Source organism: Dyadobacter fermentans DSM 18053 (genome assembly GCF_000023125.1).
Lineage (GTDB): Bacteria > Bacteroidota > Bacteroidia > Cytophagales > Spirosomataceae > Dyadobacter > Dyadobacter fermentans.
Window position 1 is genome coordinate 1879355 of sequence record NC_013037.1, and the last position, 21533, is coordinate 1900887.

Sequence of the window (21533 nt, forward strand, 5' to 3'; positions counted from 1 at the left end):
CCCTTGCTAGCGGGCGATGATTTTTCTGACAGCCGATTGCCCGCCCGGCCCGGTGAGCCGGATGAGGTAAACGCCTGCCGGTAACTTCCGGCCGATCACCGCTTCGCGCTGCGATTTTTGCAGCGTACGGTTGTAAATCTGCTTTCCGGAAGTGGCTGTAATGGTAATTTGGTCGAAATCCTGATGGGCCCAGCGCACGGTGACGCTGTCCCAAGAAGGATTAGGGAATACCTGGAACGGCTCCGCCGCAGGCGGTTCGCCAAGCACCGGGCCGCCATTGCGGAGTGTGACGCTGGAAACCGACATGGGCGGCAGCGAGATGCCGAACCCATTGACGCCGACATTGACCTCCGATTTCTTCAATGCATTATCACGATGGGAAACAAACGTTTCCTCCGCCGGCAGCTGTGATAATTTGTACAGCACCGCTTTCCCCGGCTCCGGCGAAAACTGGTTGAAGCGCACATTCACCACCTGGCTTGCGTCGGGAGAGCGGTTAATGAGCACCACCGTCATCGAATCTTTCGAAGCATTTACAGTCGGATACGCCGATACCAGCGCCTCGTTCGCCGAAATCCCCCTCACAGAATGGGTAAGGTTATAGCGGCTAAACAAATGCAAGGTTTCCCACATGCCGGTTTGCCAGGTCCACGGAGTGAAAATCTCCACATTGTTTTTCATAAACTCCCCGAGCGTGGAGGCATACCACACCGCCCTGACGGACGGCTGCACGGCGTCGTGAATGCCTGCTTCGGTGAGTCCTAGCGTAACGCCGTGGTCCGCGCCGAGGTATTGGGTGAGCCAGTCGTTGCAGCGGGCAAAAATGTATTCGCGGGTGAGGCTGTTGTCGTAGCCGCCGTTCATGGTTTTCACGCCGTTTGCTTCGGGAAAATCGTAATTCCGGTCGAAGAACACCCGGTGGAGTTGCACGACTTCCTCTGTTTTTTGGGTGGATGGATAAAAATGGATATCGAGCACGTCCAGCAGCCTGATTCCGCTTTGCTGCTGCCCGGCGGCAATGGTTTTGATAAAATATTCCAGCCAGGGGTAAGTTTTACCGTTTTCGGTCACCGGCCGCGTGCCCCAGTTGTACCATTGCCATTCATTGGCCGTTACCGGGCCCACGAGCTTGATGTCCGGGAATTTAGCCCGCGCCTTTTTGGCCAGTTGGATGTACCGCTGCATGAACTCCTGCGGGCTGAGCAGCACGGGCATCACGTCGTCGTGCGTGCCCGACCATATTTCCGGCTCGTTGTCCATATTCCAGTAGCGAATGCCCTCCTTTTTCAGGCCAATGCCGTTTGCACCGAACCAATGGTCGAGCATGGCAACCGAAGAGTCGGCGGGCCATTTTTCCAGGTAAAGGTGGGGGTTCCCTTCGGTGAGGGCTTTGGTACCGGTGGCATTGGGCACGCCGCCGCCGGCCAGGTTCTGGTTCACACCTTCCCACCACTGGGAGCGGTTGTAGTCCCAATCCGGGAAATTGGCGGCATTGCTCCTGGCCGCATAGCCCAGCAACTGAAACGCCCACATACCCTGCGCGGCAGGAAAGTGCTTTTGCAGGGTCTGTGCGGCGTGGTCCCAGTTGTTGACGTAAACGTTGTTGTACCAGTCGGGATGGCTGCCGAGCTTTCTTCGCCAGTTGTACTTGCTTGAATTATTGCCGCCGCTTTCCCGGAAGAAGGTCACGCCCGCATCGCGGAGCCGCACCAGGTCGGCATCGGGTAATGTCCAGTTCGGATCGGTGGAGGAGAATGAGTTGTTACGGCCGTAGAGGTACGGCGAAACAGGCTTCAAGTCAGCTCCGGCGTCGATCGTCACCTGTATTTGCCCGACCACCGGCATTGCCCCCATCCAAACTACGATGAGTGCCCTGCCGATGGCGGATAATGCATTGTTCGGCATCGGATTACTTTTTCACGATCCGGAAATTGTCCACGCTGCCGTTGAACGAAGCGATCGTCTCATCCGGCGTATTGAACAACACTTTCAGGTCGGAGACTTTCGACACGTCGGCAATTGCAGAGCCGGTAGAATTCTTGAACTCGGAAAGTTCGATCACCGCCGTTCTCCATCCGTTGGTCTGGTAACCGGACGAAGCGTATTCAGTAGAGTTCCAGGGCTGGAAAGTGTACACATACTCCTTGCCGTCGGCGGTGATGGTAATATCGTACTTACCTGCTTTCCATGGCTCTGCGATATTGTGTTCAAATTTGAACTGCCGGTCCGCCGCGCCTCCTGCCGGAAGCTTGAAATCGAAGGAGCAGGTAGAGAATACCCAGCCGTCGTTATAACCTGTTGCGGGCAGCTTGGTTTGCTTGATCCTCGAAAACTTGCCCGAAATGGCCTGTGCGTCGGTAGCGGCCACGATAGGCGCGCCGCCCCAGCATACGGCTGCATCCCAGGTAGTAGCAGGCACGTCGAAATTGACCATGTTTCCGGTCACGGCATCGTTCATTTTGAACGCCGTTTTGGCCGTTCCGAACTCCCCTTCCACCGTAATCACGTCCACCGGCGCAGTAGCGGGCATTTTGGCTGTGATTTGCTTCACATTGGAGCTCACCACCTGCAATGCGGTATTGCCGAGCTTCACCGATTTGATATTATAGAAGTAATCGCCATTGATTACGACCGTTCCATTGGCTTTCACAAACTCGGAATACAAGCCGGAAATGACCGGTACCGGAGCCGTGAGCACGAAATCATACGTTGTTTCGCCGCCTTTGGTCACTACGCGGATCTTGTTGGGCACGCCCGCGTCCACCGCTTTGGTGGGCGCATTGGCGGGAATGGTAATGATGATATTCGAGTTGCTGCCCAATGCTGAGTTGAACGTCGATTCGAAATCATTGAAATACACTTTGAGCACACTGCCCAGGTTTTGCCCCTGGATCACGACCAGGCTGCCCGGCTCAGCGGCGGATAGCGAGCTGTCGGCTTTCGTCGGATCGAGCAGGCGTACGTTGCTGATCGACGGCGCGCCGTCGATGTCGTCGTCGTTACAGCTCTGGAACGTCAGCAGCATACCCGCCGCCAACAGCAGCCCCAGGCCTGTTTTGCATATATTTTTGAAATTCATTGTGGTCACAGATTTGGGTTAGTCGACTAGTTTGCTGAAATCAAATGCAACCGGCTCGTCCTTCAACGAAGGTGCATTCACGATCTCACCTTCTGGGAACGGCAGGTACAGCGTGGCATCGGTGAGCGGGTAGTATTCCGCCGGCGAGTAGGTTACGCTGTATTTTTTAGGTCTGAGAGAACCTGCCGTGTACGACATCGTGTAGTTTTCCTTGTGCTGCGCCGCGGTGTAGGCGATCGCTTTGGCCGGATTGAAATAATACCAGCGCACGACTTCGTTCCACGAATTGCCTTCGAACACGGTTTCAATTCTTCTCTCCTTGAAAATATCCTCGAAAGTGAGCGACGTTTTGGCTGGCATTCCTGCCCGCTTGCGCACGGCATTGAAGTATTCCAATGCCTTCGCGTCGGAAGTGGTGGCGCTGTTGCCCAGCACGGCATCCGCGTAAATGAGGTACACTTCCGCGAGGCGCAGCATGTACGAATTGATATTCGCCGCCATGAAACCGCCCAGGCCGCCATTGTCAGCAGGCGAGCCGATGATGTACTTTTTGATGGCCGACAATGCTTCCGGACGGTTGTATTTCAATCCGCCGGTGCCTTTCTGAATGTTCGGATACACATCGGTATCGAACATCGCGATCGCCTTTCTGCGCAATGAGTCCGCCGGGTTTTCGGTGAAGTATTTCACGAGGTCGGCCGAAAGCCCCTGTGCCGCGCCCCAGCCGTCGCCGGTGCCGGTAATGTTGGCATCGTAGGCAAAATACGCCTGGAATGAATTGTTCACGCCCCAGGGGTTGCTTACCGGCATCCATTGCAGGGAGAAAAGGCTCTCGGGATTGTTTTTGGACGCATTGTGGTTGGCGCTTTCAAACAGTTCCGCATACGTAGGCGCCAGAGAGAGGCCGCTTTTGGTGATCACGCTTTCGGCATAGTATTTCGCGCTGTCCAGGTCCGACTGGTTACGTGTGCCCTGCTGGTTCAGGCCCGAGCGCATGAGGTACATGCGGGCGAGCATTCCCTCGGCCGAATATTTGGTCAAACGGCCCTGCACCGCCGTTGCAGGCAGATTTTCGGCAGCGAAGCGGAAGTCCTGGATCACGAGTTTCCAAACATCCTCAATGCGGTTGCGCACGGGCGGCGTATTGAGCTGCGCCACGTTGTCGTATACGATGGGCACCGCGCCCCAGTTGGTTACCAGGTAATAGTAAGCCGTGGCGCGCATAAACCGGCATTCGCCAAGCCCCTGCGCCTTCACAGCTGCCGAAGCGGTGCTTCCCTGTGCCTCTTTAATGGCCTTGTAGGCATTATTGCTCTGCGCGATGATTTTGTAAAACGATTTGTAGCCCGGCAGCAGCGTGTTCACGTCGGTGGACGGAATGGCGTGCTTGATGTAGGCCGTACGGTCGTTGGAATTGAGGTTTCCGGCGCGGGCTTCCTGGAAGGACATGTTGGCCTTGTCGTTGAAGTCGAACCACACGATGTTGTAAAGCGGCGCGGTACCGGCCATGATCTCGTCGTCGGTTTTATAGAAGTTACCGGATGTGAGCGCGTCCAGCGGCGGGCGGTCGAGGAAGTCCTCGCTGCATCCCTGCATGAGCATCAGCGCTCCAACGGCCGCTATAAGTCTGAATTTGAATTGCATATTAATGTCTTTTGAAATTGTCGTTGAAACTGATGGCTTAGAAATCAGCCAGCAAGCCGAATGAATACATGCGAACCGACGGGTAGCGGCCTGTATCGATGCCTGCCATGACCGTACCGCCATAGTTCACCATACCGATCTCCGGATCGTAGCCTTTGTACTTCGTGATCGTGAACAGGTTTTGCGCGCCTACCGAAGCCCGCAAGCCTCTGATAAAGAAGTCTTTCAACATCGATTTCGGGAAGTTGTAGCTGATCGTGATGTTTTTCAAACGTACGTAGCTGCCATCTTCGATGAAGTTGGTGTTCATACGGTTGTTGCCGTTCGGATCGCCCGGAGCGATGCGTGGGATGGTGTGGCCTGGGTTGGTGAGCGTAACCGATTCCGCATCAGCAACATCGTAGCTGCTTGGTCTCGCGTAGTTGGCTACCGATTTCCACTGGTTGCCGAACACGCCGCCATTGCCGGGGATCTCGGCGCGGTAGCGCGGATAGTTGAGAATGTCGTTCTTGAAACTTCCGGTGAGGAATGCATTCAGTTCGAAATTCTTATAAGTCATGTTGTTGTTGAACCCGAGGGTGAACTTCGGCCAGGGGTTACCGATCACGGTGCGGTCCTCGGCGTCGATCACGCCGTCGTTGTTCAGGTCGCGGAACTTGGTGTCCCCTACCCAGCTACCTGTGGCCGGATTGATCGTCAGCTGGCCGTTCGAAGTCTGAACCGCGTGGCCTTCGATATCATTCGCGTCCTGGAAGAGGCCGTCGGCGATATAGCCGGTGATCATGCTCGCAGGCTGTCCTACCTCCGTTTTGAAACCTACCGAAGTCGCATTCCAGATCGGCGTGATCGGGTTCAGGAGCGAGGTCACTTTGTTGCGGTCAAACGACAGGTTAAGTCCTGTTTTCCAGTAAAAACCGCCTTTGTCGATATTCACGGTATTTAATGTAAAACCAATACCGCGGTTTTTCATCGAACCCGCATTCACTGCCGGCCAGCTCAGGTAGCCGGGTGAGTAAGCGATATCGCCGCCGTAAGTGAATGGATAGGAGTTTACGGTAATGAGGCTGGTAATGTTTTTGATATACGCATCCACAATCAGCTCCACCCGGTTGCCGAACATATGCAGGTCAAGTCCTCCGTTGATCACGTCGTCCTTTTCCCATGTAAGGAACTCATTGGCGAAATTGGAAGCCAAAAAGCCCGTTCCCCAGCCTGTCGGCACGGTTTGAAGCGTCGAGAAGATCGCATTACCGCCGCTGCCCTGGTTACCCGAGCGACCGATCTCAAACCGCAGTTTCAGGTCGTTGATTTCCTTCACACTTTTCAGGAAAGGCTCTTCCGAAACGCGCCATGCTACCGATACCGCCGGGAAGTTGCCCCAGCGACGACCTTCGCGGAATGCAGAGGAGCCGTCCATCCGGTAAGTTCCCTGCAAGAAATAGCGCTCGTTGAAGCTGTAATTCACACGGGCAAAATACGATTCGCGCGAGCCGGCACCTTTGCCGCTGTTGTTGCTTACATTCGAAATCACGGAAGCATCACCGCCCGAAAGCTCTTCTATGGTATTGGTAATGAATTTCTTGCGCGTACCGGTCAGCGACTCGTAGGTATACTCCTGTGCCTCGTGACCAGCCATGATGTTCACGCCGTGGCGACCAAGTTTGAGGTCGTAGGTCAACCGGCTGTGCAAGCTCCACCAGGTATTGGTATTTACCGAGCGGGTGGAAGTAGCCGCGTCCTGCGACACCACGAAACCTCCGATGGTATACGACGGGTGGAATGAGTAGTATTTCAAAAATTCGGCGCTGCCGTTCGCTTCCGTGTGCCAGGTGAGGTTCTTAGCCAGTTTCACATCCGCAAAAAGGCTTCCCAGGATGGAAGTACGGCGGTTGTAATCGTTGTAGATCTTCGAGATCATCACCGGGTTTGTGAACTGGAATTGCGTCGATGTAGGTCCGCCCCAACTGCCGTCGGGGTTGGTTACCGGTACGCTCGGGTTTTGGTCCAATGCGAGCTGGATAATGCCGCCATTGTTTGTATTCACCTTTTCTTCCGTGATACCCACGCTCATGTTCGCACCGATTTTCAGCCAGCTGCGGGTCTGGTTTTCCAGGTTCAAACGGCCATTATAACGTTTGAAACCCGATCCTTCCACAATCCCCTTCTGGTTGAAATACTCTCCCGACAGATAGTAGGTCGATTTTTCGGTACCGCCGCTGAGGCCGAGCGAATATTTTTGGAGGGTCGTCGGGCGGAAAAGCGCGCTTTGCCAGTCGGTACCCTCGCCGAGCACCGACGGATCGGCAAACTGCGGCTCCGTAGCCGTGCTGCCCACCGCAGCCGCTTCGTTACGGAACTGCGCATATTCGCGCAGGTTCATTACATCAATATGCTTAGGCTCAGCCTGCAACGTAATGAGCGAGTTGAATGTGATCTTCGCTTCGCCCGCCTTACCGCGCTTGGTGGTGATCATCACGACGCCGTTGGCACCCACTGCACCGTAGATCGCTGTGGCAGAAGGGCCCTGCAATACGTTGATCGTCTCGATATCGTCCGGGTTAATGCTCGACAGGATGTTCGAGAAGCCGGTCGGACGGTTGTTAGGGTCGTCGCGCATGTTGTCCGGCTTAATCTGCACGCCGTCGATCACGTACAATGGCTGCGTGGTGCCCGTGAGGGAGCTCAAACCGCGTATCAGTACCGACGGTGCCGCACCCGGCTGGCCGGAGTTTTGCTGCACCATTACGTTGGCCGCGCGGCCCTGCAAGCCCTGTTCGAGCGAGGTGTTGATGGTTTTACTTAAATCCTTGCCGGAGACGGTCACCTGGGAGCTGGACACGTCGGTCTTCTTCATTTCCCCGTAGCCGACTACCACCACCTCGTCCAATGCCGAAATGCTTTCTTTCAGTTTAACGTCGATGCGGGTTTTGTTTCCCACTGCCACTTCCTGCGTCTCGTACCCGATGAACGAGAAAACGAGCGTAGTACCCGAAGACGCCTCGATCGAGAACTCTCCGTTGGTGTTGGTCGTGGTGCCGTTGGAGGTACCCTTCACAACCACGCTCGCACCCGGGATGCCGTCGCCCTGGTCGAGGGCTACGACTGTACCGGTAATTACTCTTTTAGCTTCCGACTGCGCGAATGCGCCGGCGGCTGTACCCATAATCCCCAGTGATAGAAGGAGAGGTCGTAGCAACCTGGCCAAAAAGCGCATACGCCGCTTCGTCTGCCTAGTTTCGTACAAATTTTCTTGCATGTTGTTTTGTTTTAAAAAGTGACTATTTGTTCACCTCGATTTAGACATTTCCAATATCCCGGGGTTGGATACCGGACAATGGGATAAATCGAATGAATAGTTGGACAAATGTGTCTTTAAAAAACATCCAGCAAGGGGTCCAAATGTTTACAAATAGGGGTTCATTTGTAAACTGGCGCAGAAAATCGGGCTATTTTTTCACTATTTATTACAGTTTGCCAATGAGCCATGTGCTGAAATGAATGAGCAAGCAATGAGCAAGTGACCACGAACGGTTATTAGAGTATGCAACTGGCTTGTTGAACTATTCCAATATGAACCCTACCGCGCATTGCCGGATTAGCTGTATTAAAAATTGCATTTTACGGCTTCCCGAGGTTTGGGGCGGAATGCAGGATCAGGCCTGGACGGCATGCTTTTTCCGGTATTCGGTCGGAAGCGTCTGGTACTCCTCCTTGAAGAGCCTGGTGAAGTATTTCGGGTTGTTGAACCCGACCTGGTAGGCAATTTCCGACACCGTCAGCTGGCTTTTCGCGAGCAGGTCGGCGGCCCGCCGGATGCGGATAATGCGAATGAATTCCACGGGCGTTTTGCCTGTGAGGGACAGTATTTTTTTGTAGAGATAAACGCGGCTCATCGACATCGCGTCGCTGAGCTCCTCCACCGTGTATTCGGGATTGGCGAGGTTGGCCTCCACCACGCGCACGGCCCCGTTCACAAATTGCTCGTCCATGGACCGCGCCGGCACTTCGCTCGGACGGATGGCGATATGCTGCTGGAATTGTTTTTGCAGCTGCTCGCGCTGGGAGATCAGGTTGGCGATCCTGACCTGCAAAATATCCAGCCGGAACGGCTTGGTCACATACGCGTCGGCCCCGGTTTGGTAGCCCTGCAATTGCTGTTCTTCTTCGGCCCGCGCCGTAAGCAGCACCACGGGGATGTGCGAAATCCGCCGGTCGGTTTTAATGGTCCTGCAAAGCTCGGTCCCATCCATTTCGGGCATCATTACATCGCTCACAATCAGGTCCGGCACGTGTTCGAGCGCCATTTCCAGCCCTATTTTGCCATTAGCGGCTTCAATAATCCGGTAATCTTTCTGAAATACTTCTTTGAGATACTCCCTGAACTCGTCGTTGTCCTCGACCAGCAGCACCAGCGGCTTGTCCTTGCCCGCATTTTCTGTGGGTATGTCAATGTCGATGTCGGCGGTTACTGCCGGGATCACATCCGCTTCGGGCAGGGTTGCACGGCGTGCGAGCGTTTCGCGGAGGGGTAATGTCACGGTGAATGTGCTGCCTTTTCCGGGCTGGCTTTCGAGGCCGATGGTGCCGTCGTGCATTTTGGTAAACTCCCCCGCAATGGACAGGCCGATCCCGCTGCCCTGGTTCATGATATGTGCGGGCGTGGGATGCTGGTAGAAACGTTCGAATACTTTCGGCTGGGCCTCGGGGGGAATGCCGATGCCCGAATCCTCGACGCTGATCTCGATGGCTTCACCGCTCTCTTGCTCCACCACGCGCAGCCGCACGGTAACCTGGCCGTTTTCCGGCGTGAATTTGAATGCATTCGACAGCAGGTTGTACATCACTTTCGATAACTTATCCTGGTCGAAATCCGCGTACCGCGATTCAATGGCCGTTTCGAACCGGTAGCGAATGTGCTTGTGCTCGGACAGGTCGGAGAACGTCTGCGCGATTTGCCGCACGAACCGCACGATATCGCCCCGCTCCGGCATAAACTGCGTCTCCTCCACTTCCAGCTTCTTGAAATCGAGCATTTGGGTCACCAGGTTGAGCAGCCGCCGGGCATTTCGGTGCACGAGCGACAGCTGCCGATGGACCGTGTTATCCGCCCGGATGTTCGTCAGCAGGTTTTCGAGCGGCGTAAGCATCAGCGTCAGCGGCGTGCGGAACTCGTGGCTCACATTGGTAAAAAACCTGATTTTCATCAAATCCAGCTCATGCATTTGCTGCGCATACCGCCGTTCCTGTTCCAGCTTGAAATTCATCCGCTCACGTTCGATCAATATCCAGCGCGCGACCATCAATGCACCCGCAAAAAGCAGGAAGTAGAGGAGATACGCCCAGGGCGTCCGCCAGAAAGGAGGTAGAATACGGATTTCGAGCCTTCGTTCGGTAACGGCCCCACCCTCCCGTGTTTTGACCTTGAACACATAGGAACCGGGGTCGAGGTTGGTGTAGGTAACCCGCCGGGTGTTGTCGGCCTCAAACCATTGGTCGTTAAACCCTTGCAGCGTGTAGAGGTAATGATTTTTTTCGGGATGAAGGAAATTCAATGCGGCAAATTCGATCGTGAACACATTCTGGCTGTGTTGCAGCTCAATGCGCTCGGTGATCGAGACCGACTTTTCAAGTACGGGATCGCCTGCTGCGGGCATTCCCGGACGGATGCTTTTGTTAAAAATCTGAAAATCGGTGAGCACCACTTTGGCAGCGGCGGCCTCGTCGGTAACCCGCGCGGGGTCGAATATCGAAAAACCGTTCGCGCCCCCGAACACAAGCTCGCCCGTTCGCAGTCGCAGCGCCGCATTCTCATTAAAGCCGCGCCCCTGTAACCCATCGACTTCGTTGAACGTACGGACCTGAAATGCGGTCGGAATTCCTCCTGCGCTTTTGGAGACCTGCAAATTCACGAGGCCTTTGGGCGTACCGAGCCATAATCCCTGCCGCTTGTCGACGGCCACGGTAAGGATGGCATTATCGGGCAGACCGTGGCGGGTGTCGTACGTAACGAATGCATTGCGGCCGGCGTCGTAGCGGTTGAGGCCCTCGGACGTGCCGATCCAGATATTCCCCGAACCATCCTGCACGAGGGCCGTGACGGCGTCGCTGCTGAGGCTGCTGCGGTCGCCTGCACGGTGCGCATAATGCACAAAGCGTCCGGTTTCGCGCATGAGCACGTCCACGCCGTTCGCCGTGCCGACCCACAGGTTGCCCTCGCGGTCCTCCATCAATGCCGAAATGTAGTCGGAACTCACCGAATTGGGCGCCAGATTGCGGTAGTGCCTGAATGTCCTTTTCGACCGGTCGAAAAGGTCGAGGCCATCGGCCATGGTGCCTACCCACAGTCGTCCGCGCGAATCTTCAAATATCTCCCACACACGATCGTCGACGAGGCTGGTCGAATCGGCCGGGTCGTGGAGGTAGCGGGTGAACTTCCGGCCGTCGAAACTGTTGAGCCCGCCGAAATACGTTCCTATCCAGAGCACATCCTGGCTATCGAGGAACAAGCTGACAATCACATCATTACTGAGACTGTTCGGATCGCCGGGCCGGGCCTTGAACTGCCGGAAGCTGTTGTTCTGCCGATCGTAATAGATCAGTCCGCCGCCATTGGTGCCTACCCATAAATTCCCCTTCCTGTCTTCGGCAAACACATTCACGTCGTCGAAGGGCAGACTGCTCGCGTCGCCGGGCAAGTGGCGTACGAGTGAAAACCGGAAGATATTCTGGTGATAATTACAAAATCCCTGCTTGAACGTCCCGGCCCAGATCATGCCTGTGGCGTCGCGGTACAATGCCTGGATGCTGTTCTGGCTGATCGTCCGCGGGTCGCCGGGATTGGAGCGCAGCGTGGTGACGGAGCCACTTTTTTTGTCGAGAATATTAATGCCGCCGTGGTCGGTCCCGATCCAGATCCGTCCGTCGGGTCCGAGCACCATCGCGCTTACCGCATTGTTGCTCAGCCTGAAATCAGGCCCGGTTGTACTGGCTACGCGCAGGACATTCTTTTGGAAATCGAAATTGAATGCGCCCAGGGCTGCTTTCACAATGTACACCCACGGCTGGCCGTCGGCATCTACAAACACCTTGCGGTTGGAAAGCTTGTCGAGGCTTCGGCGCTGTAACAAAGCGCTTTGGATATCGATCTTGTGCGTGCGGGCGTTCACGCGGGCGAGCAGGCCGTCGTCGCAAACCACCCAGAGATTGCCCTGCGCATCCTCGTCGAAGTCCGAAATGACGCGGGTACCTCCGCCGGCGGCATCCCCGGCAGGGCTGAAACGCACTCTGACGAGCGTTTTGGTGGCAGTTACAAATTTCAGGAGTCCGAGTTTGTTATGGCTGATCCAGTAGTCGCCCGAGCGGGTTTTGATCACGCGGTTAAAATCGGCGTCGCTGAGCCCGAAACGGTGAGCAGCGCGGTTGGCATTGTGATCGATGGTTTCGGTAACGGGGTCGTACACATCAAAGCCGATCCGGGTATTGATCCAGATGTAACCTTGCGGATCTTCGAAAATCGCATTCACCTGACGGTCGGAAATGCTGGCCGAATCGGCCGGATCATGCCTGAAAACGCGGAATGAATAGCCATCGAAGCGGTTCAGCCCATTGGCAGTCCCGATCCAGACGAAGCCGCGGCTGTCCTTCAAAAAGCAGTTGACCTGGTTATGCGAAAGGCCTTTTTCGGTGTTGTAGCGAACAAACTGATAGTCGGCAGGCTGCGCCGTCCCCTGCTCCGCCCATCCCATGAAGCCCACCAGGAGCACCAAGAAACATATCACCCAACGATTCATTCTTGTGAAGGTACCTCTTTTGCACCGAATTTACCATCCCCACGGCCTGGCGGCCAGGCATTGCGGCTATTGCTGGTCACGGACGAGTTCCGGCGCCGAAGGTTTTCTCACCCCTTTCTCTTTCAGCATTTCGCTGATTTGCCGGGCCATATACACCGATGCCTCGATTTCTGCCTTGCGGATGGCCACGCTCTCGATGTTGAAGCCAAAAGGAATCGCGCGTTCGATGCAGAGTGAAGTCAGCGCCGAGGCAATATCGAGGCACACATTCACGGATTTATCGAGAATATCTTCGGATTTTCTAAAATCGTCTTTCAACGCATCGGGCACGTGAATGCCGAGCCATTCCATGAATTGGAGCGTTTTTTCCGATCCGCAGGCCGTAAGGGTAAAAATGATGGTCGGGGGCGAAACCTGCTGGCGCTCGCAACGCTGCGCGAGGTCTTCGATCACCTGCCGGGCATATTCGAGGTCGAAAACGCATTGGGAAATAAAATACGATACGCCGCATTCCATCTTGTCGAGTATCCTTACGTCTTCGTCTTGCAGCACCTTATGGCGCTCGGGAATGGTCACCGCGCCGATGGCCGACGTCGCCTCGTGTTTCCGCCAGATCTGATAAGCCTCCGGCAGGCTGGTTTTCACCGGAAAATCCGGGGCCGGCACGCCTACAAACACCGGATAAAAACTCTGATCATGCAGCTGTTCGAGCCAATCCGACAGTTCATCGGGCGAAAACTTGCCTGCGGGGCGGTATATGATCTTCGGGACGTTCAGCGCGCCCAGAAATTCGGAAGCAAAAACCAGGGGATCGAGGGCATTCAGGAACGGAAAAGGCCTCTCCTCCTTCGTCCGCGCCGATTCATCCTGCACATCATAAACCACCAGCGCATCAATATCCAGGGACGACAATCGCTCGATCGTCTTATGGGCGATCTCGGCAACGCGATCGGCGGTGGTATCAGCTTTGGGCGGCGTAATGCCATAAAGCACCACGCCCGATTCTCTGGATTTGATTTTTTGTAAAAACATGCTTGTAAAATATGGCCCTGGGCTCCGTTTTCCGGAAAGGTCAGCAAGTATAATAAAATTTAGTGACTACACATTTGCCGGTTGTCCCTTAACCCGCTTCGCCTCGTTCACAAAAACACCGTAAAATACCCCTGCTTTCCTTGCAGCGTGCCTTTAAACAGCAGCCTTTCATTTCCCTGCCAGCGCGGCGCAAAGTCGTCGGAAGGAAGGAGGCCCGGTAGCAGGAGGATCTGCCGCGGCTGGCCGGTTGTGAGGTCGCGGACCCAGAGGCTGTAAGGGCCGCCCGAGGGGCTGGTTCGCGTGCTCAGGAATGCGAGCTGCTTTCCGTCCGGCGAGAATGAGGGCGAGGTGTCCACCCAGCTGGGCTGCGTTTCGAAAAATTTCGCTTCGCCGGTCCCGTCGGCGGAATATAAGGAAATGACGGCTCGCCATTGCTTGCTTTCCGGCTCTGCCCGGGCCCGTGAAACGGCAATGAAACGGCCGTCCGGCGACCAGTCGATATCGCCTGGCCGGATGTTGTTCAACTCGCGGATCGGCATCGGTGGGGTCAGCGGAATCGAATCTCCTGCCACGAGAGCTGGTACGCGTCATTGGCGACAGAAATTTTCAGGGCAACAGGCCTCACAAGCCTGGATGGATCGATTGCCTTTTCCCGGCACGAGAGAAAAAATGCAATCAGCATTAACAGGAAGATGGAGCGTTTTATGGCTGGCCGCTGTTTCCAGCGGCCCGTTGCCGTTTTTCTAAACATCTATCGCGTCATATACGATCACTTTGTCCCACAGATGGCTGCAATCCTTGATAAACTGCTGGTGGATCGGGTGATCCTGGTAACTGGCCTGGCCTGCAAGGTCTTCAAAAAACATGAGCTCGGACACCGCCCAGCTGTTGTCCACGACGTCCCGTTTTTCCGTGCTGGCCACTACGCCGATTCGCAGATCCTTGATGGCCTCGATCTTCCGCAGCGTTTTCAGGCCTTCGATAATCCTGTCGCGATCAGCCTTGGAACCAGGGTTTTTCAACCAGAAAAAAACATGGTGAACGAGCGGGTACTTGCTTTTCTCAGGAGCAAGCGGCGACGCCACGGAAGCGGTAGCACCAGCGGCCAATGTAACGGAACTTGCTATGAATTTCCGACGGGAATGGGTCATGATGATTGTTCAGATATAGTAAGAAATAAAAATTGGCTTAAAACTAACATAACAGGCGTTTGGGGGTTTGAACATATCCCGACGACGCGGGCGAAGATATAAAGGAAACCTGGCTACTGAAAACACAAAAAGTCATTTCCAGGATTGAGCACCGGTATTAGTTCAAAGAGTTTCAGGCGCAACTAGTCTCGGGCCGGGCGTCCACAGCTGTCTTACCATTTTGTACTTTAAGATTCATATTAAGCGTATCTTATTTTCAACGTCTATCTTTTAATAACGCATTTATCAAACAAATATCTAATTGATTTGAGATCCACTGAATTTCGATCGTTTCCCGGCGCTGATGGTTCCAGTTTTTTCTACGGATTTTGCAATTAATTTGAGTTAATTGTAAATATGTCATTGTTTACTGAAGTCGACTAACCCAATAACCGCATGAAAAATCTATACCTCATTCTTTCCCTTGTTTTATTTTCCAAATTGGCCTTTGCTCAGTGTCCTACCACCGAAATTCAGTTTACCACGCAACAGCAAATCGACAACTTTGCAATAAACTATCCCTTGTGTACAGATGCCTCGAACTTCAACCTATATATTTCAGGCAACGACATTACAAATGTTGATGGGTTTATAAATCTTACTAAGATAAAAGAAATCGGGATTTTCACCGCACCTAATCTTGCCAATTTGGAAGGATTGGCGAACATAACTGCTGCCGGTGGAATCCAAATTAGTGGCCCCAATCTACTGTCAGGAAGCCTCGAAGACCTTGAATACCTCCAAACAGCCGGTTACCTTGTAGTTATAGGATCGAACTGGACAACCTTGACCATCCCACAAAATCTGGAACAGATTGAAAATTTTGTGGTATTAGGCTATAATTCCCTATTAACCAATATAAGTTCTTTATCCTCGTTACCTGCTGTCAGCGGCAGGGTAGATATTTATCAAAACCCACTACTTAGCGATTGTCTATCAGAAATCGTTTGCAAAGGAGTTGAAATTATACCCGGCAAATTTCCCGAATCGACAGTAAATGATAATGGCGCAGGCTGCAACACCAATGCTGAGATCCTTGCGAATTGCGAGCAAAATCTACCAGTAGACCTGGCAAGTTTCGAAACAATGACAGAAGGAAAAACAGCTGTGCTTACATGGGTGACGACATCTGAAACTAATAGCAGCCATTTTGATATCCAGCGGAGTGCAAATGGAATAAACTGGAAAACATTAGGCACCGTAGCTGCGCAGCAGGATAGTAAAAATATATTGATCTACAAATATGTTGACAAATCTCCGCGTCCAGGCAATAATTACTACCGGCTGAAAATGGTCGACTTGGACAGGACGTACGCCTATTCTTCTGTACAAGCCACATATGTTAACCAACCCATTGGCATTATTTATCCTAATCCTGTCGAAGATCGGCTTGTTATTACAGGCGGTGAAAATCAGAATAAAGCTATTGTAAAAATTTATGATGCTGCCGGGAAAGTTGTATTAACGACCCAATATACCCATGAAGGAATTCCAGTTGAAAAGCTAGGTACGGGGATTTATACTGCCACATTCGAAGGAAAAGATGTAGAGATCAGTACTTTCAAATTTGTAAAAAAGTAATTAAACCGAACAATTTCTTAGCCTGCATACAGCAAGCAAAAATAAACATGCCCTACTGCGCTGAAAGTACAATGGAGCGCCGCTACCACTCCAATTAACCAAAAGTCAACTTAATGACTATCAATTATTTAATTGTATTTCGCAATGGTTTTCCAGCGAAATACAATTAAATTTATTGTACCGTTAGTTGCTCAGTGAACCCTAGCATCCATCACCATGAAAAACGTTACCAGGCTTTCTCCCTTCGGGGTTTGCTGCTTTGTAATCGTTGCAGCATTATGGCTTCCGGTCGCAGTTTTATACGCGCAGCCCGCAGCCAGCCCCCTCTGCTCTTCTACGCAACATCATCAGAAACTGGCTATTTCGAAATCCCAAAAGCAGATTTTTGACGACGCACAACAAAGGCTCAATGCCTGGATCGCCGCCCACCACACGAGCCGGGCCGATGCCGTAGAACCGGTGTACACCATTCCGGTAGTGGTGCATATCCTGGAACCGATCGGGAGTTCGCTCCTTACCGACGCCCAGGTGCATGAAGGTATCGCCGAACTCAACAAGGCGTTCAGGAACCAGCTTGCCGAATCAGATGGGACGGATACACGCATTCAGTTCAGGCTGGCCGTTCGCTCGCCGCGATGCACGCCTACCACGGGGATCAACAGGATTTATACCAACAATGCAGCCTACACGTCGTACGGGGTCACTGGCCCTGGCGGCGCGGGACTTCCCTATGATCAGGTGTATCCGATGAGTTATTGGAATAATCTCGAATATTACAACGTGTGGGTGGTCAATTACATGGACCAGGCTGCCGGAATGGCCGGTTACCCCACCGGGAGCGCTTCGCCCACGGACGGCGTGCTGATCATTGCACCCTATTTTACTACCAAACTCCTCGCGCACGAATTCGGGCACGGGATGTTTCTTGGTCACACGTTTTCGCGGGGCATCGGCGAGGGGGACCTTGGGACGGTTGAATGCCCGCTCAATGATAATTGCGCCGCGCAGGGCGACAATGTCTGCGATACGGAGCCCGTTAACCAAAGCTCCAACTACCTTTGCCCCGGCAATCCCAACCCGCTCAACCCGTGCAACAACAACGCGCCGTATGGCAACGTCCTGAAAAATTACATGGGTTACAACAATTTCAGCTGCCAGACGCAGTTCACGTACGACCAGCGCGTCCGCATGCGCGGCGCGATCGAAACGCTGCGGTCGGGGCTGATCAACAGCAAAGGGCTGGACCCCGCCGTGATCGCGCAAAGCATCCCGACCGGCACCGCGGCCACGCTTACCGCCACCGGCTGCAACGGACAGATCCAATGGTACGATGCCACTTCCGGCGGCAATCACCTGGGCTCGGGCAGCAGCTACACCACGCCCGTTCTGGAAGAATCCAAAACCTACTATGCATCCTGCCTCCGCGCCGACTGCCCCAGCGATGTGCGGGTAGCGGGCCTCGTGACCGTCGGCCCGGGTTTGCCGGTTACGCTCGTGGCATTCGGGGCAAGTATTTGGGAAGAAAATCAGGTGCTGCTGAGCTGGGCCACGTCGTTGGAGGTCATGCACGATCATTTCGAGATCGAATCGGCCCGGGATGCGAAAACGTTCCGAAAGATCGGCCAGGTTTCTGCACCATTCCGGCTGGCTTCGGGCGTTTCGGAATATCGGTTTACGGATACGCCGGAGCCGCCTGCCAGCCTTGTGTATTATCGGTTAAAACAGGTGGACCAGGCCGGGGACGGTACGGCCGGCCGCTACGCCTATTCACGGATCGTGCACGTGCGAATGCCCGACACGCATGGGATCACGATCAGCCCCAATCCGGCGGAGCAACGCATCCATGTCGACGGTGTTTCCCAAAACTGGGACGTTGAAGTGATCCATGCGAATGGAACGATTAGCCAGCGGTTCAAAAACGAACGGTACATTGACTCGAAACACCTTCCCGCCGGACTTTATGTGATTAGGGTAACTACGGGTAATGGTTACACTGTTTCGAGGAAGATCATACGAAAATGAGGGAATGCAAGGTATCACCGACCGGAAACTAACAAACGTATAGCCATCTCAGTTCCAATAGTATATAATCTTATCTTTATAAATGCCGTAACAGGCGGTCCCACAATCACTTCCGTATGATCTGTCACTCAACCTTCGACCATTATGAAGCCCGGCCAATGTTACCTTGCACTCATTTTGTTCATTAGTTTTTCCTGCGGTAAAAAACAGGAAGAGCAGGAAAAGCAATCGGCCGGCAATGCCGCGCCGATTACCGTTTGCTACAATCCCAAAACCACCGACGCCGAATGGTACAAATCATCCAAAAAAGCGCCGCTGCTGAATGGGCTGAAAGGCATCGATTTCAAAATCACCACCGCTAATCCGGAAGCGCAGGCCTATTTCAACCAGGGATTGATGCTGGCCTACGGGTTTAACCATGCGGAGGCGGCCCGGTCGTTTTATGAAGCAATCCGACTGGATTCTGCCTGTGCCATGGCGCATTGGGGCTTCGCTTATGTGCTCGGCCCGAACTACAATGCCGGCATGGAGGAAGACAACTTCCAGCGCGCCTGGGAAGCGGGCCAAAAGGCCCGGCAGTTCGCTGTCAACACCAGTCCGAAAGAGCAGGCACTCATCGCCGCGCTGGCCGTACGGTATGCCGAAAAACCACCTGCCGACAGGCGTCCCCTGGACATTGCCTATGCCGCAGCGATGAAGAAAGTGTACACGCAGCATCCCTCCGACCCGGACATTGGGGCTCTGTATGCCGAAGCCGTGATGAACCTGCACCCATGGGACCTTTATGAGAAACAGACCAAAGCACCCAAGGCGTGGACACCGGAGATCATGGCCGTTTTGGAAAGCCTGCTGCGCAAAAACCCGAAACACCCCGGCGCGCACCACCTGTATATCCATGCCCTGGAAGCATCGGGCACACCCGAAAAAGCCATGACATCCGCAGCGCTGCTCGATTCCCTCGTGCCTGGCGCGGGGCATCTTTTGCATATGCCTTCACACATTTACATCAACACCGGCGACTACCACCTCGGCTCTCTGTCCAACATACGCGCAGCGCAGGCCGACAGCACTTATGTAACGGCCTGCCACGCCCAGGGTGCCTATCCCCTCGCCTATTTCCCCCACAATTACCACTTCCTGGCAGCCACGGCCACACTCGAAGGCAACGCCGCCCTGGCATGGAATGCGGCGCGGGAGGTGCAGCAGCACACCGCCAAAGAGGTAATGCGGCTGCCGGGCTGGGGTACATTACAGCATTACTACACCATTCCCTGCTATGTGGCCGTGAAGTTCTCGATGTGGGATGAAATCCTTTCGCAGCCACGGCCCTCCGACGATCTCGTGTACCCGCGCGCGATCTGGCATTATGCACGGGGAATGGCGTTTCTGGGCAAGCACGACGTGTCCGGGGCGCAGCAGGAAATGAGTAAGCTGGGTAAACTGGCTGCCGACACCAGCTTGCAAAACCTGACCGTTTGGAATATTAATACCACCGCCGATCTCGCACAAATCGCCGCGAAAGTGCTTTCGGCGGGCATTGCAGCGCGACAAAACCAGCTCGAAAAATCGGCGTCGTTGCTTGGCGAAGCGGTTGTGATGGAAGATAAACTGAACTATAATGAACCGCCCGACTGGTTTTTCTCCGTTAGGCACCACCTCGGTGCTGTTTTGCTAAAAGCCGGTAAACCTGCCGAAGCCGAGGACGTGTACCGGAAGGACCTGCTCAATTGGAAGAAAAACGGCTGGGCACTGATAGGCCTTTACCAATCGCTGGAACAGCAGAAAAATGCCGTGGAGGCACGCACGGTGAAGGCGGCATTCGATAAGTCGTGGCAATATGCCGACACGAAGATCACCGCGTCATCCAGCATTGCGGATTAGAAGCAGCACGTGCCTGTGGAGGAGCTCCGGCAGGCACGTGCTGTTTTTTGATTACTCAAAATAATGGTAAAACACTTCGGGCAATTTGTTCCCGAGCGAGAGCCAATCCGATGCCAGCGGGGCCTTTTTCAGGCCGGCTATCCATTCGTAATTGAGCTCATACACGGCCGCGTACACGCCAAACCGTTCGATAATGCCCTCCCCTAATGTGCCGGGGTTGCGGAAACTGGGTTTGGTGGAGCCTTCGGTGAACCAGGTGTATTGGCGCAAAAGCTTGTCGAGCTTTTCCATATGGGCCAGGTAGTCGCTGATATCCCCGTCCGGCCTGCTTACGTGCAGGTTTCCGCCCGCGTCGTTATGAATGTCCAGGGCGAGGTCGGGGCGCTTTTTGGCCTTCACCATTTTGTGCAGCCATTGTTCGAGCGCATAGTTTTCCGGCGCCACAAGCGAGTCCGCCGGCTTGTCCCATTTACGGTTCAAATCATACCCATTGGCATTAAACCGCGTTTTTCCGCGCGCTACACCATCCTTGTTGGCCATCGGAAGGATGTACACACAGTAGCGCTTCAGATACCGCTTCGAATCTTCATCATTGCTGAGCAGTTTTTCAACCAGCCCTTCGACCGTCCAGTTGCCTCCCGCCTCGAATGCGTGGGCGCGGGCACGCAGGAAGAGCCTTTTCGGCGCATTTTCGTTCCCGATCCGGATGATTTCCAACGGCCGCCCCTCGGCAGTTTTGCCGATTGTGGTGATGCCGGCCAGCTTGCTCCGGCCGATTTTGGCCAGCATTTTGTCCAGATCGCTGATCCGGTAAGGCTCCACGCTGGCAATGTAGGCATGCGGAGCTTCCATTTTGAGGGAAAATTGCATCCGGCGGCCCGGCAGCGCTTTGACCGAACGGCTTTCCCACTTTTTGTTATCAAACGAAACCACATAGCGCGACCGGTCCGAAAGATCGCTCGCATGGCGGTTGTTCCAGATATTGTCAAAATTTTCGAGGATCACGGTCACGTCCGTGCCCACGGGCGCTTCGATCCTGAAATGGAAATGGTTGACGGCCCTGTTCTTCGAAAACCGCTCGTGGTCATAAACCATGCTGCCGATCACCCGCCCAGCCGAATCGATTTCCCAGTTCATCGGCGATGCGTTTTCAAACCCGGTGTTGATGAATATTTTGGGTTGAACAATACTGTCCGCTACGGCAGACCGCTTGTCGCTGGCTTCTGCGGCCACCGCGCTCACAGTGGCTGTGAGGCACCCGGCCAGCATTACGTGTAAAAAAGCATTTATTTTCATATCAAAAAGGTTAAGGAT

Annotated in this window: 12 protein-coding genes; 3 read left to right on the plus strand and 9 right to left on the minus strand. The window is 54.1% G+C overall.

Annotation, left to right across the window (positions count from 1 at the left end; translation table 11 throughout):
* Positions 1-6 precede the first annotated feature (6 nt).
* The 8 genes from DFER_RS07740 to DFER_RS07780 form a co-directional block, all read right to left on the minus strand.
* Complete coding sequence (locus DFER_RS07740; RefSeq protein ID WP_015811068.1) at positions 7-1905, minus strand: glycoside hydrolase family 44 protein; 1899 nt, start codon at positions 1903-1905, stop codon at positions 7-9.
* Between the two features lie 4 nt (positions 1906-1909).
* Positions 1910-3079 (minus strand): glycan-binding surface protein, encoded by a 1170-nt coding sequence (locus DFER_RS07745; RefSeq protein WP_015811069.1) that lies wholly within the window; start codon positions 3077-3079, stop codon positions 1910-1912.
* 18 nt (positions 3080-3097) lie between these two features.
* A complete protein-coding gene (locus DFER_RS07750) occupies positions 3098-4723 on the minus strand; it encodes a RagB/SusD family nutrient uptake outer membrane protein (RefSeq protein ID WP_015811070.1) in 1626 nt (541 codons plus the stop codon).
* A 37-nt stretch (positions 4724-4760) separates the two neighbouring features.
* Positions 4761-7886 (minus strand): SusC/RagA family TonB-linked outer membrane protein, encoded by a 3126-nt coding sequence (locus DFER_RS07755; RefSeq protein WP_015811071.1) that lies wholly within the window; start codon positions 7884-7886, stop codon positions 4761-4763.
* Positions 7887-8376: 490 nt separating this feature from the next.
* Positions 8377-12513, minus strand: coding sequence for a hybrid sensor histidine kinase/response regulator transcription factor (locus tag DFER_RS07760; protein WP_015811072.1), 4137 nt, complete (start codon positions 12511-12513; stop codon positions 8377-8379).
* Positions 12514-12579: 66 nt separating this feature from the next.
* A complete protein-coding gene (locus tag DFER_RS07765) occupies positions 12580-13545 on the minus strand; it encodes a methylenetetrahydrofolate reductase (protein WP_015811073.1) in 966 nt (321 codons plus the stop codon).
* A gap of 107 nt (positions 13546-13652) precedes the next feature.
* Positions 13653-14117 (minus strand): PD40 domain-containing protein, encoded by a 465-nt coding sequence (locus tag DFER_RS07770; RefSeq protein ID WP_143828690.1) that lies wholly within the window; start codon positions 14115-14117, stop codon positions 13653-13655.
* A 171-nt stretch (positions 14118-14288) separates the two neighbouring features.
* On the minus strand, positions 14289-14696 hold the full coding sequence (locus DFER_RS07780; protein ID WP_015811075.1) for a Dabb family protein: 408 nt from the start codon (positions 14694-14696) through the stop codon (positions 14289-14291).
* Between the two features lie 435 nt (positions 14697-15131).
* Here DFER_RS07780 and DFER_RS29110 point away from each other — a divergent pair, with 435 nt between their 5' ends.
* The 3 genes from DFER_RS29110 to DFER_RS07795 all read left to right on the plus strand — a co-directional run bounded on the left by DFER_RS29110 (position 15132) and on the right by DFER_RS07795 (position 20219).
* Positions 15132-16316, plus strand: a complete 1185-nt coding sequence (locus tag DFER_RS29110; protein ID WP_015811076.1) for a T9SS type A sorting domain-containing protein — start codon at positions 15132-15134, stop codon at positions 16314-16316.
* A 216-nt stretch (positions 16317-16532) separates the two neighbouring features.
* A complete protein-coding gene (locus tag DFER_RS07790; protein WP_015811077.1) occupies positions 16533-18338 on the plus strand; it encodes an Ig-like domain-containing protein in 1806 nt (601 codons plus the stop codon).
* A gap of 144 nt (positions 18339-18482) precedes the next feature.
* Entirely contained in the window at positions 18483-20219 is a 1737-nt protein-coding gene (locus tag DFER_RS07795) for a tetratricopeptide repeat protein (RefSeq protein ID WP_015811078.1), read from the plus strand.
* Positions 20220-20270: 51 nt separating this feature from the next.
* Here the strand turns inward: DFER_RS07795 and DFER_RS07800 are convergent, their stop codons facing one another.
* Positions 20271-21515, minus strand: coding sequence for a M14 family zinc carboxypeptidase (locus DFER_RS07800; RefSeq protein WP_143828691.1), 1245 nt, complete (start codon positions 21513-21515; stop codon positions 20271-20273).
* Between the last annotated feature and the right edge of the window lie 18 nt (positions 21516-21533).